The sequence below is a fragment of the Muricoccus nepalensis genome (assembly GCF_006438825.1).
GTDB lineage: Bacteria > Pseudomonadota > Alphaproteobacteria > Acetobacterales > Acetobacteraceae > Roseomonas > Roseomonas nepalensis.
This window is the reverse complement of the sequence record NZ_RCZP01000006.1, coordinates 186,027-209,514: the sequence shown is the minus strand read 5'-3', so window position 1 is coordinate 209,514 and position 23,488 is coordinate 186,027. Positions and strand designations below refer to the sequence as shown.

The following is a 23,488-nucleotide window of genomic DNA, read 5'->3' as shown; positions in this document are numbered from 1 at the left end:
GGTGTGCCGGCGGAAGGCGACGATGATCGCCTCCTCCTCGACCGAGAGAACCGTGGACTTTGGCTCCTTCGGGCCAGTCGGCAGATCGGTGACAGACCCACGCGCCTTCCACTTGGCGACCGTTTTCGGGTTCACTCCATAGCGCTTGGCCAGCCCTCTCAGGCTCTCTTGACTATGCTGTATCGCTCGACGGATTGCCTCCGTCGTTGTGGCGCTGCCATGGAGAACCTGGCCCATAGTGCGTCCTTCCGCTCAGGGGAGAAGACTGCACCATCAAACCCTGGGATCAAACACCTAGGAGGCCCCCCGCCATGCGCCTGAACCGCCGCACGCTCTTCCGCACCGGCACCGCCGCGGGCCTGGGGCTGCTGAGCCCCCACCTGGCGCTGGGCGCCGACAAGACGCTCACCATCGCCCTGCCGAACAACCCGACCACGCTGGACCCGATCCAGATCTCCAACCACGACGCCATGGCGATCACCAACGCCGTCTTCGAGAACCTGCTGGAGGTGAACCTCGACGGCGAGCCCGTGCCCTGCCTCGCCCGCGCCATGCCCGCCATCTCCGACGACGCGCTGACCTTCACCTTCGACCTGCGCGACGACGTGGTCTTCCAGAACGGCCAGAAGTTCACCGCCGAGGACGTGAAGTACTCCTACGAGTACATGCTGGACCCGAAGAACCGCTCCGTCCGGCGCACCCTCTTCTCGCCGATCGAGCGGATCACGATCGAGAGCCCGACCCGCGTCGTGTTCCGGCTGAAGCACCCCTACCGTCCCTGGCTGCAGTACATGACGAAGTTCATGGGCATCTTCCCCAAGGGCTCGCGCGAGGCGGCGGGGGACGACGCCTTCAAGTCGGCGCCGGCCAACCTCGGCACCGGCCCGGGCGTCTTCGTCGAGTGGCAGCCCGACACGCAGATCGTCCTGCGCAAGAACGCCAACTACTGGCGCCGCGGCGTGCCCGACTGGGACCGCGTGGTGGCCAAGATCGTGCCGGAGGACGCGACCCGGCTCGCCTACCTCATGACCGGCCAGGCCCAGATCATCAGCGCGCCGCCGCCGCGGGACTTCGCGCGCCTGCGGACCACGCCCGGCATCCAGACCGGCAGCAAGGTGGCGCTCGGCGGCATGTGGTTCATGCAGACCAACACCCGCCGCGCGCCCTTCGACGACGTGAACTTCCGCAAGGCGGTCTCCTGCGCGATCGACCGCAAGGCCATCGCGCAGGACGTGCTCTACGGCCTGCTCGACCCCACCGCGACGCCGGCGCCGACCGCGACCTCCTACCACAACGCTAAGGCGGACGAGGCGCTCGGCTACAACCCGGCGCGCGCGAAGGACCACCTGGCGCGCTCGAAGCACGCCTCCCGCCCGGAGTTCGAGCTGCTGGTCCCCTCCATCCCCTACCTGTTCGACGCCAAGGACAGCGCGGTGGTCATGCAGTCCCAGCTCGCGGCCGTGGGGATCACCATGAAGATCACCCTCATGGAGCAGCCGCAGATCCTGACGCGCGCCATCGCGGGGACGCAGGTCGCGTGCCTTCTCCCGCTGATGGCGCCGAGCGACCCCACCTTCATCATCCAGATCTGCTACACGGCCGACCAGATCATGTCGAAGTCCTCGGGCTACACCAGCCCCGCGCTCGATGCCGCGATCCAGGAGAGCTACCGCTACACCGACAGCGCGCGGCTCGACCCCGTGCTGAAGAGGATCCAGGACATCCTGGCGGAGGACTGCCCGAACATCTGGCTCGGCTTCGTCGGCGTCGCCAACGCCTGGCGGAGCGAGGTCACGGGCTTCCGCCCGAACACCGGCCTCTCCATGTGGCTGCGCGACGTGAAGCTGGGCTGACGCGCGGCGATGTGGGCCCTGCTCAGCCGCCTCCTCGGCTCCGCCGCCGTGCTGGTCGCCGTCAGCCTCGTGCTGTTCGCGCTCATCCACGCGAATCCCGTCTCGCCCGCGCGCGTGGTGCTCGGCAACGACGCGTCGGAGGAGGACATCGCGCAGTTCGACGCCGACAACGGCCTCGACCGACCGGTGGCGGAGCAGTACCTCGCCTGGGCCTCCCGCTCGCTTCGCGGCGAGTTCGGGCGCTCGCTCGTGGACGACACCTCGATCAGCCGCACCATCGCGCAGACGATGCCGGTCACGGTGGAACTCGTCCTCTGGGCCTTCCTGCTGGCCCTCGTCCTCGCCATCCCGCTCGGGATCGTCTCCGCCCTCCACGAGGACCGCTGGGTGGACCACCTGGCGCGCGCCCTGGCCACGGTCGGCGTCTCCATCCCCGGCTTCTGGCTGGGGCTGATGCTCATCGCCTGGGGCGCGGTCGGGCTCGGCTGGTTCCCCGCCGGCGGCTACGTCCCCTGGACGGAGGGCGCCCTGCCCCATCTCCGCTCCATGGTCCTGCCGGCCATGGCGCTCGGCCTCTACTACGTCGCCATCATCAGCCGCATGACGCGCTCGGCGGTCGCGGACGTGATGATGGCGGACCACGTCCGCGTCTCCCGCGCCATGGGCCTCGGGCGCGGGCGGATCATGGTCTACATCCTCCGCAACGCGCTCAGCCCCATCGTCACCGTCGCCGCCATGTCCTTCGGCTACATGTTCGGCTGGGCCCTGATCGTGGAGCAGGTCTTCACCCTGCCGGGCATGTCGCGCGCCCTGCTGAACGCGATCTTCCGGCGCGACTACATCGTCATCCTCGACGTGGTGCTGATCATCACCGCCTTCTTCCTGGCGGCGAACATCGTGGCCGACCTCCTCTACCGGCTGCTCGACCCGAGGATCGCCGAGTGAGCGCCGCCCTGCGCTCCCTCCTCCGGCGCCCGGCCGGCGCGGCCGGCGCGGCGATCGTCGCCGCGGTCGCCCTCGTCGCCCTCGCGGCCCCGCTCCTCGCGCCGCACGACCCGCTGGCCCTCGACCTCGCCCGCAAGCTCCGGCCGCCGGGCCCGGGCCACTGGCTGGGCACGGACCAGACCGGGCGCGACGTCCTCAGCCGGCTGATCTGGGGCGCCCGGCCCTCGCTCGCGGTGGGGCTGCTCGCGGTCGTGATCGGCACGCTGGGCGGCGTCACCCTCGGCGTCACCGCCGCCATGGCGCGGGGCTGGTGGGAGGCGGTCGCGATGCGCGGCATGGACGCGCTGGCCTCCATCCCGCTCCTCATCTGGGCGATCGCCATCGTCGGCATCATCGGCGTCGGCCCGGTGCCGCTCGGCCCCTTCCAGCTCCCCAACGAGAGCAAGATCGTGCTTCTGGTGGGCGTGCTCTACATGCCCCCGCTCGCCCGCGTCGCCCATGGCGGCGCGCTGCTGGAGGCGCGCGCGGACTACGTGCAGGCCCGCCGGCTGCAGGGCGCGGGCACCCTGCCGATCATGCTCGGTGACGTCCTCCCCAACTGCCTCTCGCCCGTCGTCGTGCAGGCGACGCTGCTGATCGCCGTCGGCATCGTCGTGGAGGCCTCCCTCTCCTTCGTCGGCCTGGGCGTGGAGCCGCCGGCGCCGAGCTGGGGCGGGATGCTCGCCGACGCCCGCCGCTACATCTTCTCGGGGGAATGGTGGACCTACCTCTTCCCCGGCCTGGCCATCTCCATCACAGTCATTGGCTTCAACCTTCTCGGCGACGCGCTGCGGGACACGCTGGACCCGCGCAAGGCCTCCGGCACCGTCCGGGTGGTGGCCTGACATGGCGCTGCTGGAGGTGCGGGACCTGCATGTCGGCTTCCCCGTCGCGGGGCGGATGGTGGAGGTGGTGCGCGGCGTCACCTTCTCGATCGAGGCGGGCGAGGCGCTCGGCCTGGTTGGGGAGAGCGGGTCGGGCAAGAGCCAGACCGCCCTCGCCATCCTCCGCCTCCTCCGCCACCCCGGCCGCGTCACCCGCGGCAGCGTGCGCTTCGAGGGGCGCGAGCTGACCACGGCGAGCGAGGCGGCGATGCGCTCCCTCCGCGGCAGCAGCCTCTCGATCGTCTTCCAGGACGCGCTCTCCGGCCTGAACCCGGTCTTTCCCATCGGCACGCAGCTCACCGACGTGATCATGGCCCATCGCGGCCTCTCCCGCCGCGCGGCGCGGGACGCGGCGGTGGAGGCGCTCGGGCTCGTCGGCATCCGCGACGCCGCCGGGCGGCTCGGCCAGTACCCGCACCAGTTCTCCGGCGGCATGCGCCAGCGCGTGCTCATCGCCATGGCGGTCGCCTGCCGCCCGAAGCTGCTCATCGCCGACGAGCCGACCACCGCGCTCGACGTGACGGTGCAGGCGCAAATCGTCGCGCTCCTGCACGACCTGCGCGCCCGCCTCGGCCTCGCCCTGCTGTTCATCACGCACAACCTCGACCTGATGGCCGAGATCTGCGACCGCGCCGTCGTCCTCTACGGCGGCATGATGATGGAGGACGCCCCGGTCGGCGCGCTCTTCGCCGCCCCGCTCCAGCCCTATAGCCGCGCCCTGCTCGAATGCGTGCCCCGCCTCGGGGACCGCGCCGGGAGCCTCCGCCCCATCGAGGGCGCCTCCCCCGTGCCGGGCCGGCTCGGCCCCGGCTGCCCCTTCGAGCCCCGCTGCGGCGTGGCGCTCGACCGCTGCGCCGCGGAGCGCCCGCCGGAGCAACGGCGCGGCGACCACCGGGTCGCCTGCTGGGCGGCGGCGTCGTGACCGCGCTGCTGGCGCTGGGGGGGATCACGAAGCGCTACGAGCTGGAGCGGCGCGTCCTGCCGCGCCTCCTCGGCCGGCGCCGCCCGCACCTCGCGGTGGACGGCGTGAGCCTCGCCGTGGAGCGGGGCGACGTGCTCGGCCTCGTCGGGGAGAGCGGCTGCGGCAAGTCGACGCTCGCGAAGATCATGCTGCGCCTCGAGGATCCCACGGAAGGACGCGTCGTGCTGGACGGTACCGACCTCACCGCCCTCCGCGGCGCGGCGCTCCGGCCCCACCGCCGGCGCGTGCAGATGGTGTTCCAGGACGCCGGCGCCTCCCTCAACCCCCGCAAGACCGGCGCCACCCTCGTCGGCGAGGCGCTCGGCCTGGCCGGCCTCCCCCGGCGGGACCATACGGCGCGGGCCGCCGAGCTCCTGCGGCAGGTCGGCCTCGATGCCGGTCTCCTCGCGCGCTACCCGCACGAGCTGTCGGGCGGCCAGAAGCAGCGTCTGGCCATCGCGCGCGCCCTCGCGATGGGGCCGGACCTGCTGGTCCTGGACGAGCCCGTCTCGGCGCTCGACGTCTCGCTCCAGGCGCAGATCCTGATGCTGCTGATGGCGCTGCGCGACCGGCTCGGCCTCACCATGGTGTTCATCAGCCACGACCTCGCGCTGGTGCACCACCTCTGCAACCGCGTCGCGGTGATGAGCGCGGGCCGCATCGTGGAGGCGGGATCGCCGGCCGAGGTCCTTCACCGGCCGCGGCACGACTACACGCGGCGGCTGCTCGCCGCCGTTCCCCGCGGCCACCACCGGACGAGGATCGCGACATGACGGACGCGCTGGGCTGGCGCCGGACCTACGGGATCCTGGTTCCCTCCACCAACACCTCGGTGCAGCCGGAATTCGACGCCATGCGCCCGCACGGGGTCACGAACCACATCAGCCGCATCCGCATCCCCAACATCCCGCTCGCCAGCGACGAGGACTTCAGCCGCCTCATCGCGCTGATCGTCGCCGCCCAGGACGAGGCGGTGGAGAGCGTGATGAGCTGCGAGCCCGACCACCTCGTCCTCGGCATCTCCGCCGAGACCTTCTGGGACGGCCTGGCCGCGAGCCGCGACCTGCGCCGGCGGCTGGAGGAGACGACCGGCCTTCCCGTCTCGATGGGCGCCGACGCGTGCCACGCCGCCCTGGAGCGGCTGGGCGCGCGGCGCATCGCGGTGCTCACGCCCTACTTTCCCATCGGCGACCGCTACGTGGCGCGCTTCTTCGAGGAGAGCGGCTACGCCGTGGCGCGCGTCCACGGCCTGTCCTGCCCGAGCCCCGTCGCGATCGCGCGCGTGACGGAGGCGGAGCTCATGGCCGCGCTGCGCGCGATCGACGGCAACGACGTCGACGCCATCGTGCAGGTCGGCACGAACCTCGCCATGGCCCGCCTCGCGCCGGAGGCGGAGCGCTGGCTCGGCAAGCCCGTCCTCGCCATCAACGCCGCCATCTACTGGCACGCGCTTCGCACCGCCGGCATCCCGGACCGCGTCCCGGGCTGGGGCGCGCTGCTCGAGCGGCACTGACCCGCCCGCCGTCCTTCTTCCACCCGGCCGTTTCCGCGGCCCGATCAGAGAGAGCGCATCATGGACATCGGCGTCTTCATCCCCATCGGAAGCAACGGCTGGCTGATCTCCACCACCGCGCCCCGCTACCGGCCGAGCTTCGACCTGAACCGCGAGGTCGTGCAGCGGGCCGAGAAGCACGGCTTCGAGTTCGCGCTGTCCATGATCAAGCTCCGCGGCTTCGGCGGCGAGAGCGAGTTCTGGGACCACGCGCTGGAAAGCTTCACCCTCATGTCCGCCCTCGCCGCGGTCACCAGCAAGATCCGCCTCTACGCCTCGAGCGCGGTGCTGACGCTGCCGCCCGCAATCGTCGCCCGCATGGTCTCGACCATCGACAGCGTCGCGCCGGGGCGGATCGGCGTGAACATCGTCTCCGGCTGGCAGGAGGCGGAGTACAGCCAGATGGGGCTCTGGCCCGGCAAGGAGCACTACGCGAAGCGCTACCAGTACTGCACCGAGTACGTCACCGTCCTGAAGGACCTCTGGGAGCGGGGCACCTCGGACTTCAGGGGCGACTACTTCCAGATGACCGACTGCAAGCTCAGCCCGCGCCCCGAGAACCCTGTGCCGCTGGTCGTGGCGGGCCAGAGCGACGCGGGCGTCGCCTTCGCCGCAAGGTTCGCCGACTACAACTTCTGCCTTGGCGCCGGCGTCAACACGCCGACGGCCTTCGCGCCGAGCATCGCCCGACTTGTCGAGGAGTCGAAGGCCACCGGCCGGGACGTGGGCTCCTACGTGCTCTTCATGATCATCGCCGACGAGACGGACGAGGCGGCCCAGGCCAAGTGGGAGCTCTACAAGGAGGGCAAGGATATGGCCGCGCTGAGCTGGCTGGGCGTGCAGGCCGGCAACGACGACAGGGCCGACCTCAACTCCACGGCCAAGAAGATGACCAACCCGGTGTCGATGGTGAACTTCAACATGGGAACCCTGGTCGGCTCCTACGCGTCCGTGGCCCGAATGATGGACGAGATGGAGGACATCCCGGGGCTGAAGGGGGTCATGCTCACCTTCGACGACTTCGTCGAGGGCATCGAGAACTTCGGGATGCGCATCCAGCCCCTGATGCGGTCGCGCCGGCACATCCTCGCCCCGGCCTGAGGCCGACCGCGGGGCCGGCGCGGGGCGCGGGAGCGTCCCGGCCGGAAGGGTGCCTCGCGACGAAGCGATTGCCCGGTGCGCGGCCCTAGGTTCGGATCTGGCACGGCGGACGCGAAGAGCCGGCGCAGTCGCGCCCCGCCCCAGTGCTGTGAAGCAGCCGCCAAATTCCGGGATGGTAGGAGAACAAGCACCGTCGCGCTTGCCTGCCACCAGCCCGCGAGGAGCAGACGCCATCACAATGCTCACAGGGCTTTTGGCCGCGAGCATCAGGGTAATCTAACCCATTTGTAGAAGATGGCGGACCCGACACGATTCGAACGTGCGACCTTTGCCTTCGGAGGGCAACTCCTAAGGGTTGCGTGTGTTTGCGAAAGCGAGTTCGACCATGCCTCTCTAAGTGTTTTCATTGGTTTAGCATTGCGACCCTTGCCTTGTGTTTGAGGCCTTTTGCACTACGGTGGAACCCTGGTGGAACCCCGGACAAAGGCATGCAGGTGGCCGAGAAGCAGCGGAAATTAGGGATTCGGGAAGTCGAGACGCTTGCGCCAAACCAAACGATTTGGTGCCCCAGCGTGGCTGGTTTCGGGGCACGTCGCCGGGCTGGGCAGGACGTGTCCTTTGTCCTGCTCTACCGGAACGCCGATGGCCGGAAGCGCCGCTACACCATCGGGAAGCACGGCTCTCCCTGGGTGCCTGAGACGGCACGAGCCGAAGCAAGGCGCGTCCTGTCCCTGGTCGCCAAGGGGGAAGATCCGGCTGGGGCGAAGCAGGCATGGCGCGAGGCGCCCACGGTGTCCGAGGTGTGCGACGCCTATCTGCGTGACGCTGAGGCTGGCACGCTGCTGACCCGGAGAGGGAAGCCAAAGAAAGCATCAACCCTGGTCACAGATCGGTCTCGCATCGACTCACATATTCGCCCGCACCTGGGGGCCATGAAGGCCGCCGCTGTCACAGCTAAGGACACGCGCGCCTTCATGGCTGCCGTCATGGCAGGCCGGGGCGCCCGGCGCGTCACCACTGGCAAGCTGCGAGGTCTGTCTTACGTGCGGGGCGGCTCGGGCGCTGCGGCTCGAACCATGGGGTTGTTGGGCGCGATCTTTGCCTATGCGGTGGAGCAGGGCATCCGGGCTGACAACCCAGTGCGAGGCATCGTGCGACCGGCTGACGGCAAGCGGGACCGACGCCTGTCCGATGCGGAGTACGCTGCGCTGGGCGCCGTCTTGCGGGAACTGGTCGAGGCACTTGCGCCCCGGAAGGACGGGAAGCCAAAGCGTGCCGAGGTGTGGCCGCACGCGGTGGCGGCGGCCCGGTTTCTGGCCCTGACCGGTTGGCGCTTGGGCGAAGCGCTGGATCTGCGCTGGCAGCACGTTGACCTCACCACCCGCACCGCACGGCTGAGCGACACAAAGACAGGGGCCTCGGTCCGCCCACTGGCTTGGGCGGCGCTGAACGTGCTGATGCGCCAACGTATGCTTGTGCCGCACGAGCCTGACAATCGCGTGTTCCCGCCCGCCCGAGGCGAAGGAGCGATGACCGGCTTCCCGAAGGCGCTAGCCCGCATCACGGCCAAGGCCACACTGCCAGCTGACGTGACGGCCCATACGTTACGCCACAGCGCAGCCAGTGTGGGTGGTGACCTGGGCCTCTCCGACCTCGCCATCGGTGCCGTACTCGGCCACCGCAGCGGCACTGTGACAAGCCGCTATATCCACGCGGCCGATGCCATAACGCTAAAGACTGCAGACGCCATTGCCGCGTCTGTCGCGGAGCGCATGGGCGACGCGCAGCCAACCGGGGCAGTGATGCGGTTCCCGCATGCGGGCGCGGCATGACTGGCGCGAAGGAAGCCATCACACCGGCATGCGCTGCGCGTGTGCTGGCTGCCGGTGGCGCGCCGGTGCCGCAAGGGGCTGCGTTAGCTTCTTTCGCCGCATGGCTAGAGCGAGTTCGGCAGGCTCGTAAGGTTATCCTGGCCCAAGCAGAAGATGTGCAGCATGACCGCGACGTGAAGCTGCTGCGCGAGGCCCAGGCGGCGCTACGACGGCACCTGACAGATCCCCTCGTGGTGGGACTGGTCCAAGATCGCCTGACAGCCCTAGCCGATGGGCTGGAAGAGGTGTGTGTCGGTCTAGGTGCGAAAGCACTCGCATCGGAACGCGACGCGCGCCACGCCACGTTCGCTGCTTTGTGGAGGGGCTTCTCCGGCGTTTGTCCGACAGTCGCTGGGGCCAACCGTGCCATCTTGGCAGCATGGCCGCACATCACAGGCGAGATCGGGTTTACGGCCGACGCGATCGCACAGCGAACCAAGCGGCTGCGCCGTGGGGGGACAAGCACGGCAGCCTAATTCGTCCCGCGAACAGTCCCCGCCAGACAAGCCAGAACCCCCTTCTGCAATTCCTCGCAGAAGGAGCCTCCGAATGGCCGATTTCACTGAGATCATCGCGCCCTTGATCTCCCTAGACACCCGGCTTGGTCGTGCCCAAACCGCCGAGGCGCTGACCCACGCCGGGTTCACCATCAGCCCCGAAACGCTGGCAACCAAGGCAACGCGCGGCGGTGGCCCGCCCTTTTCAATCTGGGGACGCCGCGCGGTGTATACCTGGGGCGATGCGCTGGCCTGGGCCCAAGGGCGCTTGGCCGTGCCGCAGCCCACAGCCCGCCGCCGTACCGCCGCCGCGTCGAGCAAGGCCGCCTGATATGGTGGGCCCGCCTCGCCCCTCCGCATGGCCTAATCCGTTCGCCCCCGGCGAGAGGATGGATCGGGTGTGCGCTACGTACGGTTTGCTGGTCGCCCAGGGCGGGCTGGAGCGCAGTGACGCGCTTGCAGCGGTAAAGCAGGTGGTGGCAGCCCTGCACCCCGAGGTTGCTCATGTCGGTTCCCCCTTAGCGTGCGATCTCGGGATGGCTTTGGACCGGCACATCTGGTCCTGGCAGCGTGGCCGAAGGGACGCCGACACTGCGATCCGGAAAAGGCTTGCTCGGCTTCTGGCGCGGTGGGCACCCGCCGCCACGATCACGCGCGTGGCGCACGAAATGAATGAGGGCTTCGGTTTTCCCGACCGGCACATCGGGCCGCTGATGACGCGCGAGGTACAGGAAATCGTCGACGAGGAGACTGCATGGTGGCTGCGAAACTATCCAATACAGGATCGCTGTCGTGCCGCGTGATGTGATGGACTTGTATGCAGCGACAATGCCCTGCGGCGCGGGGACGCCGATCGAGGATGCTCCGGGCCAATGCTTCGGGCGACTGCGCCTGCTGGGCGTCGACGACGCGTTCATGATGCGCCCGCGCGCCTATCTGCTGCATGGTCTGCTCGCAGAGGGTGAACTGTCGGTGTGGTGGGGCCCGCCGAAATGCGGAAAGTCCTTTCTGATGCTGCGCCTCACCTATGGGCTTTCGCTTGGCCTTGGGATGTGGGGCCGGGCTGCCGTACGGACGCCGATCGTCTACGTCGCGGCCGAGGGCCAGTTGGGCTTCGGGCAGCGCATTCGCGCCATTGCTGAGAAGATGGGCCATTCCAGCGCCTTCTCCTGGATCGGCCAGTCCGCAGACTTGTTCGATCCCCACGCGGACACCAGAGAGATCATCGCTGCTGCGCGCGCCACCGGCGCGAAGCTGGTCGTGCTCGACACCGTGAGCCGCGTCATCCCGGGCGCCGATGAGAACTCGCAGCGCGACATGGGGCTGTTCGTCCAGAACTGTGACCGCATCCGGATGGAGACGGGTGCCCATGTCGCCCTGGTCCATCACGGCCGTCCGGACGCCGAGTGGGGGCGCGGCAGCACCGTGCTGCCCGGGGCGGTGGACCTTGCCGTGCGGATCACCGGCGGCCCTGGCCTGGATGAGCCGCGCAAAGCCGAAGTCACCCACGCGAAAGACGATGCCTGCGGCACTGCGATGCCCTTCTGCCTCCGTGCGGCGGATCTGCCACCGGTGGATGGCACGCCGCGCCTGACCTGCATCGCGGAGGAAGTCGGACCGGACGAGATGGAGAAGCCCAGGGGCCGCCCCCTCTCGGAAACGCAGCGCGGGTGGCTGAATGACCTGACCGCCACCTTCGCGGAGCCCGGGATGACGGTGGAGCGGGTGCCCGTGCCGGGCATGAGGCCATGGGCGACGCTCACCCGCGAGCAGGTGCGCGAGGGGTACCGCCGCCGGGGCAGGTTGGGTGACGTGGCGGGTGACGCGAAGCTGTCCCCAGCCCAGCGAAACGCCCTCTACAAAATGCTGAATACCCTGAGGGATAAGGGGTGGATCGGTATGACGGATACCCTGGTGTGGCTGCTGTGATGGACCGCGTCACCCTACGTCACCTCGCGTCACCCATCATAGCGGGGAACGCCATGTCGCGTCACCCACGTCACCCACACCCGTAGGGTGGGTGACGTGGGTGACGCAGGCACCTGTAACCATGCACGAGGGGTTCCAACGTGATCGACAATGGCACGAACTTGCCCAACGATGCTCCGGGCGCACCTGATCCTGAGAATGCAGGCCGCGCACGCAATGGCCGCTGGCGGGCGGGCACATCGGGCCAGCCGGGCGGCGGCCGCACGGGCTCGCGTCCGGCCTCCCTGCTGCGCTTGGATCGGCTTGCCGAGAATGAGGCTGCTGAGGTCTTGCGAAGCGTGCTGACGGCAGCGAAGGCGGGTGACATGTCGGCTGCCAGCGAGGTTCTCCGACGCCTATGGCCGCCCCGTCGCGGTCGCCCGTTGACCACGTGCCCGCCGGTCCCGGCTGACCCTGCTGCCGCGTTCTCGGCGATCCTGGCGGGTATTCAGGTTGGGGCCATTACCACCGACGAGGGTGAGGCATTGTCCCGCATCGTTGCGGCCCGCTTGCAGGCGGTTGAGGTTGCCGATCTGCACGCCCGCCTTGTCGCCCTGGAGGGAAGCGTATGAACCGATCTCGCCCCCGCAGACATGCTTCCGCACCCCGTTCCATGGCCCTCCGATGCGGGACCGCGTTCGCCGGGATGGCCGTTCGGGCAGAGGATCGCATTGAGCAGGAGGTGCTGACACAGAGACCACCCCGCCACAGCCACGGACGAGCCCGTACACGCGGGAGAGCAAGCGCGTGACCTCTCGTACCCTCCGCGCCCGCCTTGCCGCCCTTGAGCGGCGCAGCGTGCCCTCTGATCAGGCTATGTGGCGGGCGGATGTTGAAGCGGCTTATGCCTCGTCTCCGATCATCGACACGATGTTGGCCAAACCCTCTCCCTTAGTTGGCGAGTATCCGGACCCCGGCCCGCCCCCACATCCGGACGCCTGCCCTGTGGCACTGGGGTTCTGGGAACTAAACGCCGAACTTCACACGCTTGCTCTCGCCATTGATGAGGCGAGGCAAGAAGGCAAAGATCCTCGCACCTTGGTCCTTGTCCCTACGCAGAGATAAATAGAACCGATGGGGGAAGCCGCAGGTCGGTCCGTGAGCGCGGCGAGAACGGCTCGATGCTGCTTAGCCTGCACCATGCGATAGGGGTGTCTTAGGAGCGTGGGCCGGCCTGATGGCCGCTAGAAGAGCAGTGCATCGTCACGCTTCGGCACCCATAGGAGAAAATCCGAGGATGCCACCGATTGAGGCTTGTTGTTACATCGGAACGTTGCGTAATGTTGCTGCTGGACGAGCCTCACGGAGCCCCATGAACAAGAAAACATCTTGCCGCCTACTGGCGCTTGGAATGGTGACGCTGCTACCTGCCTGCGCGACCATCATTGAGGGAACGAGTGACACCGTCACAGTCAGCACCGAGCCGGCCGGGGCTAGCTGTGTGGTAGAGCGGGAGGGGGAGCGGGTCGGAGCCGTTTCTCCGACGCCCGGCAGTATCAGGATTAGCAAGTCTCGCCACGATCTGCAGGTCGCTTGTTCCCGGGAAGGCTACGAGCCAGCCACCACCGCCGCCTCTGCAAGCTTCACTGGAACAACGGTCGCCAACATCTTCCTCGGTGGCTTCGTTGGGGTTGCTGTCGACGCCGCGAGCGGAGCGAACAGCCGCTATCCTGCAGATGTACGTCTAGTGATGGTGCAGCAGCCGCAGCCAGTTGTCCCGGCACCGCTCTCGTCGGAGCAGACCACGGCGATCCCTGGCCCGTCAGCGGCTCGACTGCAAAGGGTCATCGGCCCTGGCTCCTAGCCGAAACTCTGCTTCGCTTTAGAACTAAGCAAGAGGTGGGGAGAAGCAGCGCTCCCCGCCTCAAACGCCCCTAAGCCGGCTCGGGGCTCAACTTAAGATTAGTCACGATTTCCTCGGCTGCTTGTGCAAACGTCCGACGCATGGTGCGGTCAGCCATTGAACCCATCTGTCCGCCCCAAGCATTCTGCCAAGACACCCCGGCCAGAAGGCGCCCTGTGTGGGTGCTGTTCACTCTGGCAGTCACGGTCTGAGGCTGGCCATCGTAGCTAGTAATTCCGCGAACACTCAACAGTCCGTCTATCCCTTGCTCTCTCATCCGAGCCAAATTCTCTGGTCGAGCGATCTGAAGTTCGTTCAGATTAAGCCGCATGATCATTTGCGCAGTCTCTGAACCGTCGGTCACGACAAACCCTCTGGCGCTCAACTCGACGGCGATGGCGTCCGCAAGTAGTCCACCTCCTGGCGCTATGGCGATAGAGCGCACTGCGTGGGTTGGTCCTGACGCAACGGGAATACTGGAAACTCGCGTTCCGCCGCAGCCCGCTAAGAAGGCTGCGCAGGCAGCGATCCAGCTTCGTCTTGTAGGTAGGAGCCGCATGTGCATTGGAGAACCCAGGACTGCGTTGAAATTACTCAGGTCTACGATCGCGGCTTCACTGCCTCGGGAGCAACAGCATCCGAGGCACGTTGCGTACTATGAGCATGCGCTGCCACAGCACTCTTAGAAAGCCGCTGGTGAATGCACTAAACTCATATGCCGTTCATACGGTAGCAATCGCCACGCGCCCGCTCTTCCGCAGCGCTGGAATTAATTGCACCGACCAAAGCTGAACCCAAAATCCCAGCACGGCGGCTGTAAGGTGTGTACGTGTTCGCACCCACCGCCGCGGCTTGAGCGTTACAGATCGCTATGATGCTCGAACGCTGCGCCTCGGCCGCAGCACTCGCCTCAGCCGCCATGATGTTTTTTTGCTCCTGCTCAACAGCCTCTCGGAGAGCAACCTCTTCAGCGCGAATTGTATCTGGTGTGACGGGTCGGCTATTCCGTTCGCGGGCAGCTAGAGGTCTTGCTGCTAGAGCAAGTTCCTGAGCAACCGTGGCGATTTCACGAGGGATGTCAGCGAGGTTAGTGCGAGAGAGACGGCCGATTTCCCGCACCTTCGTTTGACGTTGGCTTTTTGCACTCTCCACTATGTGACGCTCAACCTGCTCCACAATCGACTTTTCCTCCGCCAGGACTGCCTCGCGCCGCTCCCGCGCACCCCTCGGAAGATCTTCGTTTGACAGGCGCTGTTCGGCCAGTCGGCGGATTGACGACCTGGGAGACGGGTCTTTAAGTATTGCTGTGACGTCATCACTAGACAGATTTCGGGCGCTCTGTAGTGAGTTCCGCATACTTTCCGTCATGTAACTTACAGTTTGCGTGGTGTACGCCGCTCTGCCCGCGTCATCTGAGCCGTATTTTTCGTCGGCATGGCCGTTGGTGTAAACGAAACTAACGTGAGCAGCTGCAGCTTCAGCAATTGCAGTCTGTAGCTGAGTATCAGTGCGGATCTCACGGCGCCTAACTCGGTCGTCCACCGCATTACGGCGCTGGAATCTATCCGCAAACCGTGCATTCTCGTGCTGCCGCGAGACCTGAGCACGTTGCGCTTCTTCGGGCGTAAGCCTTGGAACACTGTTGCTGGCGCACGCGGAAAGCAAGCTTAGCAAAGTCAAGCAAGTTACGAACCGCATGTGCGCTCCCATGGCGTTAGGTCGTTGCGCTTGGTTTTATACGGTTTCGCATCAAGCTGAGAGGGCGGCTCGCCAGTCGGTTAGCGAAGGGAGCCGGAAAGCAAATCATGTGTCGATTTAGCAACAGTAATTCTGCCGTTCGAAACGCGAGGGGGGGGGTAGGCAGACGCTAAGGCTAACTTTCTGCATCCGTGATAACCATCACCTTGGGCGCATCGACTGGCCGCTCAACATGAACTCGCCTAAGTGCAGCGGCAGGTGTCCTGTAAGGACATTTGTGGGAACAACCTCAACCGGCGCCGAAGCGCCCAGCCTTTCCAAGCGAGAACGGCAGACACCCTCGCCGCCAGCGCGAATAGTCTCCGCCGTGCAGATCCGTCCCTGGCTGCCCCAACAGGCTTGCCGAAGAGGCCGCTGCTGACTTCGCGGCCATCCTCGCGAGCGCCCAAGCTGGCGCTCTCACCTCGGACGAAGGTAAGGCCATCGGCCGCCTTGTCGCTGCCCGCAAGAGGCGGCGGAGGTAGCGGACTTGCAAGCGCGGCTCGCCGCGTTGGAGGGCAGCGTATGACCCGATCATGCACCCGGCGCAGACGCACTTACGTGCCCCGTACTATGATCCTCGGGTGCGATGCCACATTCGCGAGTATGGCCGCCCAGGCGCAGCATCGCGGCAGGCAAGAGGTGAGCACACCGAAACTGCCCCGCCACAGCCACAGAGAAGCTTGTACACGCCGGAGGGCACGCGCGTGACCTCTCCGTACCCTCCACGCCCGCCTTGCCACCCTTGAGCGGCGCAGCGTGCCCTCTGATCAGGCTATGTGGCGGGCGGACGTTGAAGCGGCTTATGCCTCGTCTCCGATCATCGACACGATGTTGGCCCAGCCGTCACCTTTGGTCGAACGGTATCCCAGCCCCGGTGATCGCCCCTCTGCCACCGCATGCGCCGTGAGGGTGGGGTTCTGGGAACTTGCAGTCGAACTTCACGCGTTGGCTCTCGCGATAGATGAAGCGCGGCGTGCGGGCCGCGATCCTCGGGCAGCTGCGGAAGCCATTTGACACTAGGTGAGCAGTGCAGCTTGGACACCACCGCACCTAACTACCCTTCCTCGCTCCGCCACGGCTCGTTTGAAGGTGCCCGCCAGATTGCCAACCGTGCGGCAAGCTTTAAGCTGGGATCAATAATTCGAAACTGCGTCCGTGCTTAAGAGTGCTGCAACGTCAGTCGCAGACCATTCTTGTGCCACACAAAAGGGATGTAAATGACCAAGGCGGTTGCACTTCCGAAGTACGACGACTTGTTCAAGACAACCCTAGAGGTACTGATAAAGCTAGGCGGCTCAGGGTCCATCGAAGAACTTGATGAAGCGCTTATTGCGGCTATAGGCGCGTCACAGGAGCAACTTGATGTCACGTACCCAAAAAGCGGCGCGCCGGTCCTTACTGACCGGATGTCATGGGCACGCAGCTTTCTCAAGCTTGCAGGATTTGTGGAAAATCCCAAGCGAGGTGTATGGGTTCTGACCGAAGAAGGTCGCACTGCGGCTAGCAAGTCAAATAGCGAGTTGAAGCAGATAATCAGCGCTGCCAATAAAGCGGCCATTGCGGCAAAGAAAGATGCTCAAACATCTAGCGGGGGCCAAGGTGGGCAGGACGCTGGTGAGGGCGCGGAGGGCTGGTCCGATCAGCTACTGCAACGCGTTCAAACAATCGATCCGACGGCGTTTGAGCGGCTGTGCCAGCGCCTTCTGCGAGAGAGTGGCTTCACCCGTGTCGAGGTGAGCGGAAAGTCGGGCGACGGAGGCATCGATGGCGTGGGCGTTTTGCGCGTTAACCTGATTTCCTTTCAGGTTCTGTTTCAGTGCAAACGTTGGAAGGGATCCGTCGGCTCCGAGGTAGTCCGTAACTTTCGCGGCGCCATGCAAGGTCGCGCAGATAAAGGCCTCGTCATTACAACCGGCACTTTCACTAGTGAAGCCCGGAAAGAGGCTACTCGTGATGGAGCGCCTGCTATCGATCTGATCGATGGAGAAGCGCTCTGTACGTTGATGAAGGATCTCGGACTTGGTGTTCAGGTGCGTGAGGTTCGTGTGGAGGAGGTCAGCATCGACACTGAGTTTTTCGCTTCCATCTAAACACAAGTTCGACGCCCATGGTTTGCATACGTCGCACCACCTTCGGTTGGCTGCCGTGAACGATAACTTGCAGCAACAAGAAAGAACCCGGAACACGGAGTCTGTGAGATCTCGCACCGGAACCCGACGCCCCAGTCACATAGCTATTTCCCCTCTTCCAGAGCGGCGAACCAAACTACGGGGTTTGGAACTTCGTAATGGTTGACCGTGCCATTTTCCACATGTGGCGTCCCATCCGTGATAGCTTGATAGAAGGCCATCAATTCTTTGTCGCCGAAGCCAAGAAGCGGCTACTTGATCAGTTTAACGAGGCCGGCATGGAGGCAGATGCTGAACGCTACAGTAACGACTGGCTGGCGCGAAAGGGGTTGCATTTTGATCCGGACTGGGACGACGAAGGATCGATCTACGAGCAAGCCAACTCCGAAAATGTTAATTATTACCTCCGCCTCAAAGAACTTTGGGACACCACGCGGCTGAGCATCGTGGCAAGCATGTACCACGAATGGGAAAAGCAATTCCGCCGCTGGTGTGCGACGGAGATCGGACGCTTTAGTGCCGACGAAGGTGTTCAGCAAGCAATTTGGCGGCAGCCAATCGAGAGGCTGCTCGACCTTTTTGAATGCTGCAAATGGCTAATCAGATCGCAGCCCTATTATCGCGATCTTTGCCACTGCCAACTTGTAGTTAACGTATACAAACATGGAGCAGGCACATCATTCGATTCGTTGCGAAGGATTGCGCCTAAGTTTGTGCGTCCTAGCTTTAACGTGCCGCCGCATGTCTTTCTTGAGCCAGATTATACTTACTTGAAAATTACTGATGCCGATTTGGACCGTTTTTCAACGGCGATAACCGACTTTTGGCGCGACGTACCCGAGAACATTCTAGAGTCACAAATCGAAAATGAGCCGGCTTGGTTCCGGAGAGCATTCGCAAGAGGCGCCGGCCCACAATCTGGCACGAAGCTTGTTTGATCAAGATCTAGAGGGCGCGACAATAGGCCTCCGGGCCGCCGCACCGTCTAGGCTTCGGGATGCGCTGAGATGAACTTGGCCGTAGATCGCAGCATGATGCCATCTTAGAGGAGGGACAATGTTATGAATGCGGCTTCGATCGAACGTTCATCAATGATAATGGACGCCAAAGCCTTTATTGATCAGCGAGTTTTTTCTCCAGCGCTGAACAGCCAAGTCATCAGTGGTGAAGTAAAAGCGGTCGTCAGAAACTCTCGAAGCTGGGTTAACCAGTTTCGCAGGGTCGGTGACCTTCTTCAATACTTTGACAGGTTCAAAGGTGAGGGCACGAGCAAAGCCTTCATAGCCTTACGCCAAGCTGGACTGTCTACGTTTGAAGATGTGCTGCCTGAATTTTATGAAAAATTCGAACCTTGGCGCTCGGACTGCACAAGATTAGATGATTTTGTTGTGGGGCAGATATATTCACCGCGAAGCATACTCGCATTTGCCGGGGTATATGATAGTCGCGCTGGTGGGATACTTCCGATTGGGAAAGTAGGAACACATAGGGCAGTATTTATCAAAGCGACAATGACAGGTGGCAAATACAACAACACTTGGCTGCCCGACGGAACTTCGCTCAAATACTATCTTAAGAGCATCCAAGGCAACTTTGGAGATCATTATCAGGACAATCAGTCCATATCCAAGTATCCCGACATTCCGATATACGCGTTCACCCGCAATAAGAAAGACGATAACTTCAAGTTTTCCGGCATTTTTAAGAGCGTGAGGATCCATATCGATCCGGATCAGTCCAAATGGTTCGAACTCCACAGAAGCGACGTGGCGGGACACGAGATACTTACCTCGGAAGACCAATACTTCAGGTCTTTCGATCAGCTTGTCGCCATTGCTTCGGCATCTTCAAGCGAAGAGCGCGCGAGACGTCTCGCGGCGGCGCCAAAAAAACCGAAGCGAAGGATGATTGTTTCGTACAACTTTGAAAGGAATGCAGACGTAGTTGCTGAAGTTTTAGCGCAAGCGGCGGGAATTTGTGGCGGCTGTGGAAGCGAGGCCCCATTTACGCGCAATTCGGATGGAACGCCCTACTTGGAAGTTCACCATCGGCGACCCCTCGCAGCTGGAGGCGCCGATTGCGTTGAGAATGCGATCGCTCTTTGCCCAAACTGCCATCGAAGAGAGCATAATGGTCCCGCACGCTGGCCATGGCTCGGTGTCAGCGCCGGCAGATCGTAACCGACATGCAGACTGCTTACACTACCTTGAACGGCCACTCACGTTTTTGCTCGGTGGTAAGTCCAGCACTGCATCAGGATACGAGATGACCTCTGTCTACGCCTCCACCTCACCCACATGGTTCGCGAGCCTTCGTGCACTTAGCATTACGCCTACTGAAGTGGCTTTCTGGCGCCCAAGCGACGTGCAGGCACAAAGGATCAGCGCTGGCGAGCCGTGGCTCTTCAAGGAGTGGGGTGCGCCGCAGCTTCTGGGATATGGACGCTATGTCGAGTACGAGACCACAACCCCTTCCGCAATATGGGAACGCTTTGGTCTCGCGAGTGGCGCCGGCAGCTTGGCTGACCTTGTTGCAGACATCACCGCTGCACGCCGCAAGACAACATTCGGTGACACGAGTATCGGCAACGTGGTTCTCTCCAACTTCACCACTTTCGACCCTCCTGTCCCACTCACCGCTGTTGGCTTGAATAATCTTCCGGTTCCGTTTCGCTATGTGCCGGAAGGCAGCCAAGCGCTGGCACTTGTCAGCCCTCCCTCACTGGACTGGGCACCGCCTCTTCCTGCAAGGCGCAAGGAACTCAGAAGTGAGGTGTTTGCGCGCAACACCGGACATGTCGCGCATGTCCGCAAGATGTACGGTGGTCTTTGCCAAGTCACAGGTGAGCCCGTTCTCGGCGGGATCGGTGGGAATTTAACTCAGATCCACCACATCGACTTCTTATATCAGGGCGGCGCCGACCACCATTCCAATATGATGTCGCTCAGTCCGGACTGGCACGCTCTCGCCCATGCGCCGTCGACCAAGTTTGACTGGGCTAAACTAGAGTTCGTTGTGGACGGCTGCCGATACGGTCTGAGGTTGAACAGGCACCTCGAACCCAGAGCATCCTGACCTACGCCTGACGCCGGTTACTTGATCCCGATGCTCTTACTTGGAAGGCACAGAAAGTTATGACCTGCAGTGTCCGGCGGTCCGACATCGCCAGTCCTGCGCATAGGTCGCGCGGGCGGTCCGCGCCCAGATTTTGCCCGACGGGGCGGCGTACGACCAGAAAGGTCGGTCTGGTGCGATCCAACGTTACCGCTGCCAGGGCTGCACAAGTCGGAAGGCAGACCTGTGACCCCTTACACCCTCGGGGTGCGCCGCGCAGTGCCTGAGCGGGGCAATGTATCCTCTCTGGGCGCGCGCTGTGGCGTGCCGATCCTGAGGGTGGCAACGCCTCGCCTCCAAACACCGAAACCATGCTAGCGCAGCCTTCACCAATGGTTGCATTTTGCAGAGTACCCAGTCCTTGCTCCGGTTCGGGTGCTTCCCCATTGAAATCGCATCTAAGCCGATCGCGGCCGCATTCTAGGCGACTGCAATTGACGCAGCACGACTTGGCGGCACGGATCCTTCGATTGCTGCTAAGGCAACGTGATGCGAAGGCCCGTGAATGGAGCGGAACGGGTAGAGTTGCGACCGAACGGTCGTGACTGAGGGCAATCATGTGAAATAGGAGCAGCCGGGCCGATACCTGCCGAAGTGCTGTAGCCAACTTTGCTCAAAAATATTGGGCGAGTTGGCGCGCCATTATCCCTCTCCTTTCAGAAGAATACGGTTGGAACACGGCAGTATGTGCACCACGCCGGCTCTCCAGCACTGCCATAACGCGAGGCAAAAAAGATGCAAATGGTCGATCTCGAAGGCACCAAACATTTTGCGCAATTCGAAATATTGGACAGCACAAAGTTGAACGGTGAATTTACATTGAAAGGCGCAGAAAGTTATGTACGGTTGTACTCGACTGTAGAGTTCAAAGATTGGACTGCCCTACAGAAGTGTTTGTTAGGGACCATTCCTGATGGAACAAAGGTTTCATTTATTGAAAACAGCCCTCGCTTACGTGGCAAACATTTTCGCGCCGAGGGAGTGATGCACTACATTGAATTTAGACCGCGCTATGTTTTGTTGGGAAACGCACATTGTAACGAAAAGACCGCATTTACATCAGCCCGCCTGCTCGTTGACGACGCCGCCACAATTTTCCACGACACTCGCGCCTTTGGTTACGCGAAACATCCGGAGCAGCATATTCAGTCAATTCTCATCACCGATCAGGAACCCGGCCAAGATACGATCTTGCCCGACGTTGATCCCGCGATCGCTTATTTTACAGGTAAATACGAAATTTTCTCCAGCCCTTCAGACGTTGGGACTGTCTCCGCATCGCACAGGATAAGCTACTCATTCGGCACTCCCGTTGGAGTGTCCATTAACACTGAGATCATTTCCATTGTTGACTTCGGGACGGCTATTCCACTTCCGGAAGTGATCACCTATACTCATATGCTTCTGCGCTTCCTAGAGATCGTTGCTGGGCGCAGGCAAAACATCCTTGAAGCACAAGTTTTCATTCCTGGACTTACACCCAAAGCACTGGATATATATTTATGCATGCGGCCCGGCCGAACTGCGGAAAGTAAGGCCCCTAGTGCGAAGGATCTCCCCTTGAACGGAGGGTTAGATCCAGAGGGTTTCGCCCTGGTGCTCACCCGCTGGGTAGGTATGGATCAGAGCCGTCGCGACGCACGAGAAAGGTTTACGGGCATTTTTTTGAAGGGACATGCGTATGACATTGATCGCCTTGTAGGCGCAGCGAACATGTTTGACATTTTGCCCGACGAGGCTGTTCCTCAGGTGGTTTCGCTGACACCTGAACTCCGAAGTGCCAGGGAGAACGCAAAGCAGCTTTTCAAGCACCTTCCTAACAGTCCAGAGCGGGATAGCGCCCTTAGTGCTCTTGGACGACTTGGGCGCAACAGCCTAAAGCAGAAGGTGCGCTATAGAGCCGGGATAGTTAACGCCGCCGCTTCAGGACACTTTGCTGATCTCGAACTGGTGGTTGATGAGGCGGTCAACTGCAGAAACCATTACGTTCATGGCAGCTACACCAAAATCAACTACTCGGAGTGCTTTCATCCTGTTGTTCATTTCTTAACTGATACACTTGAATTTGTCTTTGCGGCCTCGGAGTTCATTGAAGCTGGGTGGAAGTTCGATACCTGGACCCGAAACGGCACCGCGATGTCACACCCTTGGGGACGGTACGTCGTTAACTATCGCACTAACCTTGCAGCATTGAGGGCGCGTCTCCCTTCTTAGTCTAGAACGTAAGCAGGGAGGTAAGAGGCGCTCACGTGTCGGCATCTGCCCGGACCCGAGTTAGGCTCAGCGCTAGCCGCCAGCATGGCCGAAGGCCGTTTGTATAATTGTCCTAGGATGCAACAAGTTCACTCAGTTTAGCCGAAAGATCATTAAATTCGTTCAGGTAACGGCTGAGGCGTCGAATTACCAAAGGTGGGCTGGCGAATTCCGGGTTCGCAGTAAGCGCTCTCAACCTCTCACTTGATTGCGCCAGGACCAGCGATGCCTCAGCGTTGAAAATTTTCTTCGAGAGATCGGTTAACATTTCTTGAGCATGCGCGACAGCACGAGAGTTATACGAATAATTTGGTAACTCATCCAAATTCATCGCGGATAAGTTTGCGATCTGGTTGACGAGTTCTCTTTCAATGTTCCCCAGTAGCCGGATTGCTAAACGGATCGGCTCATTCGTGCGAGCGATTTCCGCCTCGCGCTCTCTCTTCAAAGAATTCAGTTGAACTTCTGACGCCCGTCGTTCGGCCGAGCGGGCAAGGTGAACGGCAGAGATGATGGCAGCCACTGCCCCGATTGCCTGGACTACGGCTGCCCCAGCCGATACCCAAGCCGCAACGAGTTGTTGGTAGGCGAGATCTTCCGGCGTCATGCTTGATATCGGATCAATGGAATAGCTGCTTAGGGCGGCTCCGCCGAAAACGCTACTAACCCTGCTTCCACGTCGCTGTAGGAGGGTAAGCACCAAAGATTCCGGTCCTGGTGGAACCCAGGTGGAACCCC

The 23,488-nt window shown here is 63.0% G+C and carries 19 protein-coding genes and 1 pseudogene; 17 read left to right on the top strand and 3 right to left on the bottom strand.

Features of this window, described 5'->3' with window-relative positions; genetic code table 11:
- Positions 1–237: pseudogene (locus EAH89_RS09580) on the bottom strand (IS481 family transposase); the annotation flags it as partial.
- A 74-nt stretch (positions 238–311) separates the two neighbouring features.
- Between EAH89_RS09580 and EAH89_RS09575 the strand changes: the two are divergent.
- The 12 genes from EAH89_RS09575 (at position 312) to EAH89_RS09520 (ending at position 12,243) form a co-directional block, all read left to right on the top strand.
- Entirely contained in the window at positions 312–1,853 is a 1,542-nt protein-coding gene (locus EAH89_RS09575; RefSeq protein ID WP_140882576.1) for an ABC transporter substrate-binding protein, read from the top strand.
- A gap of 9 nt (positions 1,854–1,862) precedes the next feature.
- A complete protein-coding gene (locus EAH89_RS09570; protein WP_140882575.1) occupies positions 1,863–2,798 on the top strand; it encodes an ABC transporter permease in 936 nt (311 codons plus the stop codon).
- Complete coding sequence (locus tag EAH89_RS09565; RefSeq protein WP_140882574.1) at positions 2,795–3,682, top strand: ABC transporter permease; 888 nt, start codon at positions 2,795–2,797, stop codon at positions 3,680–3,682. Before EAH89_RS09570 ends, EAH89_RS09565 begins: the two co-directional genes overlap by 4 nt.
- A 1-nt stretch (position 3,683) precedes the next feature.
- Complete coding sequence (locus EAH89_RS09560) at positions 3,684–4,643, top strand: ABC transporter ATP-binding protein (RefSeq protein WP_140882594.1); 960 nt, start codon at positions 3,684–3,686, stop codon at positions 4,641–4,643.
- Positions 4,640–5,455, top strand: coding sequence for an ATP-binding cassette domain-containing protein (locus EAH89_RS09555; RefSeq protein WP_161993525.1), 816 nt, complete (start codon positions 4,640–4,642; stop codon positions 5,453–5,455). Before EAH89_RS09560 ends, EAH89_RS09555 begins: the two co-directional genes overlap by 4 nt.
- Complete coding sequence (locus EAH89_RS09550; protein ID WP_140882572.1) at positions 5,452–6,195, top strand: maleate cis-trans isomerase family protein; 744 nt, start codon at positions 5,452–5,454, stop codon at positions 6,193–6,195. The genes EAH89_RS09555 and EAH89_RS09550 overlap by 4 nt, the downstream gene beginning before the upstream one ends.
- Before the next feature lie 60 nt (positions 6,196–6,255).
- The gene (gene rutA / locus EAH89_RS09545) at positions 6,256–7,335 is read left to right on the top strand and encodes a pyrimidine utilization protein A (protein ID WP_140882571.1); all 1,080 of its coding nucleotides are present in this window, start codon (positions 6,256–6,258) and stop codon (positions 7,333–7,335) included.
- A gap of 488 nt (positions 7,336–7,823) precedes the next feature.
- The gene (locus EAH89_RS09540) at positions 7,824–9,167 is read left to right on the top strand and encodes a tyrosine-type recombinase/integrase (RefSeq protein WP_140882570.1); all 1,344 of its coding nucleotides are present in this window, start codon (positions 7,824–7,826) and stop codon (positions 9,165–9,167) included.
- 588 nt (positions 9,168–9,755) lie between these two features.
- Positions 9,756–10,034, top strand: coding sequence for a DNA-binding protein (locus EAH89_RS09535; protein ID WP_140882569.1), 279 nt, complete (start codon positions 9,756–9,758; stop codon positions 10,032–10,034).
- 67 nt (positions 10,035–10,101) lie between these two features.
- Positions 10,102–10,506 carry a hypothetical protein gene (locus EAH89_RS09530; RefSeq protein WP_140882568.1) on the top strand — a complete coding sequence of 135 codons (405 nt, stop codon included), beginning with the start codon at positions 10,102–10,104 and terminating at the stop codon, positions 10,504–10,506.
- On the top strand, positions 10,496–11,632 hold the full coding sequence (locus EAH89_RS09525) for an AAA family ATPase (RefSeq protein ID WP_140882567.1): 1,137 nt from the start codon (positions 10,496–10,498) through the stop codon (positions 11,630–11,632). The genes EAH89_RS09530 and EAH89_RS09525 overlap by 11 nt, the downstream gene beginning before the upstream one ends.
- A gap of 140 nt (positions 11,633–11,772) precedes the next feature.
- On the top strand, positions 11,773–12,243 hold the full coding sequence (locus tag EAH89_RS09520; RefSeq protein ID WP_140882566.1) for a hypothetical protein: 471 nt from the start codon (positions 11,773–11,775) through the stop codon (positions 12,241–12,243).
- 1,982 nt (positions 12,244–14,225) lie between these two features.
- Here the strand turns inward: EAH89_RS09520 and EAH89_RS09515 are convergent.
- Entirely contained in the window at positions 14,226–14,690 is a 465-nt protein-coding gene (locus EAH89_RS09515; RefSeq protein WP_140882565.1) for a hypothetical protein, read from the bottom strand.
- Between the two features lie 1,781 nt (positions 14,691–16,471).
- On the opposite strand from EAH89_RS09515, the gene EAH89_RS09510 reads away from it, so the two are divergent.
- The 5 genes from EAH89_RS09510 (at position 16,472) to EAH89_RS09490 (ending at position 22,711) form a co-directional block, all read left to right on the top strand.
- Positions 16,472–17,344, top strand: a complete 873-nt coding sequence (locus EAH89_RS09510) for a restriction endonuclease (protein WP_140882564.1) — start codon at positions 16,472–16,474, stop codon at positions 17,342–17,344.
- Between the two features lie 197 nt (positions 17,345–17,541).
- Positions 17,542–18,321 (top strand): hypothetical protein, encoded by a 780-nt coding sequence (locus EAH89_RS09505; RefSeq protein ID WP_140882563.1) that lies wholly within the window; start codon positions 17,542–17,544, stop codon positions 18,319–18,321.
- 159 nt (positions 18,322–18,480) lie between these two features.
- Complete coding sequence (locus EAH89_RS09500; RefSeq protein ID WP_241666928.1) at positions 18,481–19,563, top strand: HNH endonuclease; 1,083 nt, start codon at positions 18,481–18,483, stop codon at positions 19,561–19,563.
- Between the two features lie 85 nt (positions 19,564–19,648).
- Positions 19,649–20,458 carry an HNH endonuclease signature motif containing protein gene (locus EAH89_RS09495; RefSeq protein WP_140882561.1) on the top strand — a complete coding sequence of 270 codons (810 nt, stop codon included), beginning with the start codon at positions 19,649–19,651 and terminating at the stop codon, positions 20,456–20,458.
- A gap of 774 nt (positions 20,459–21,232) precedes the next feature.
- Positions 21,233–22,711 carry a HEPN domain-containing protein gene (locus tag EAH89_RS09490; RefSeq protein WP_140882560.1) on the top strand — a complete coding sequence of 493 codons (1,479 nt, stop codon included), beginning with the start codon at positions 21,233–21,235 and terminating at the stop codon, positions 22,709–22,711.
- Between the two features lie 112 nt (positions 22,712–22,823).
- Here the strand turns inward: EAH89_RS09490 and EAH89_RS09485 are convergent, their stop codons facing one another.
- A complete protein-coding gene (locus EAH89_RS09485; protein ID WP_140882559.1) occupies positions 22,824–23,357 on the bottom strand; it encodes a hypothetical protein in 534 nt (177 codons plus the stop codon).
- Positions 23,358–23,488 lie beyond the last annotated feature (131 nt).

Bases quoted from the DNA above. Each gene is read 5' to 3' on its own strand.
- EAH89_RS09505 (WP_140882563.1), top strand. From the start codon at position 17,542: ATGGTTGACCGTGCCATTTTCCACATGTGGCGTCCCATCCGTGATAGC.
- EAH89_RS09500 (WP_241666928.1), top strand. From the start codon at position 18,481: ATGGACGCCAAAGCCTTTATTGATCAGCGAGTTTTTTCTCCAGCGCTG.
- EAH89_RS09575 (WP_140882576.1), top strand. From the start codon at position 312: ATGCGCCTGAACCGCCGCACGCTCTTCCGCACCGGCACCGCCGCGGGC.
- EAH89_RS09550 (WP_140882572.1), top strand. From the start codon at position 5,452: ATGACGGACGCGCTGGGCTGGCGCCGGACCTACGGGATCCTGGTTCCC.
- EAH89_RS09485 (WP_140882559.1), bottom strand. From the start codon at position 23,357: ATGACGCCGGAAGATCTCGCCTACCAACAACTCGTTGCGGCTTGGGTA.
- EAH89_RS09570 (WP_140882575.1), top strand. From the start codon at position 1,863: ATGTGGGCCCTGCTCAGCCGCCTCCTCGGCTCCGCCGCCGTGCTGGTC.
- EAH89_RS09535 (WP_140882569.1), top strand. From the start codon at position 9,756: ATGGCCGATTTCACTGAGATCATCGCGCCCTTGATCTCCCTAGACACC.
- EAH89_RS09540 (WP_140882570.1), top strand. From the start codon at position 7,824: ATGCAGGTGGCCGAGAAGCAGCGGAAATTAGGGATTCGGGAAGTCGAG.
- EAH89_RS09495 (WP_140882561.1), top strand. From the start codon at position 19,649: ATGACCTCTGTCTACGCCTCCACCTCACCCACATGGTTCGCGAGCCTT.
- rutA (WP_140882571.1), top strand. From the start codon at position 6,256: ATGGACATCGGCGTCTTCATCCCCATCGGAAGCAACGGCTGGCTGATC.
- EAH89_RS09510 (WP_140882564.1), top strand. From the start codon at position 16,472: ATGACCAAGGCGGTTGCACTTCCGAAGTACGACGACTTGTTCAAGACA.
- EAH89_RS09490 (WP_140882560.1), top strand. From the start codon at position 21,233: ATGCAAATGGTCGATCTCGAAGGCACCAAACATTTTGCGCAATTCGAA.
- EAH89_RS09560 (WP_140882594.1), top strand. From the start codon at position 3,684: ATGGCGCTGCTGGAGGTGCGGGACCTGCATGTCGGCTTCCCCGTCGCG.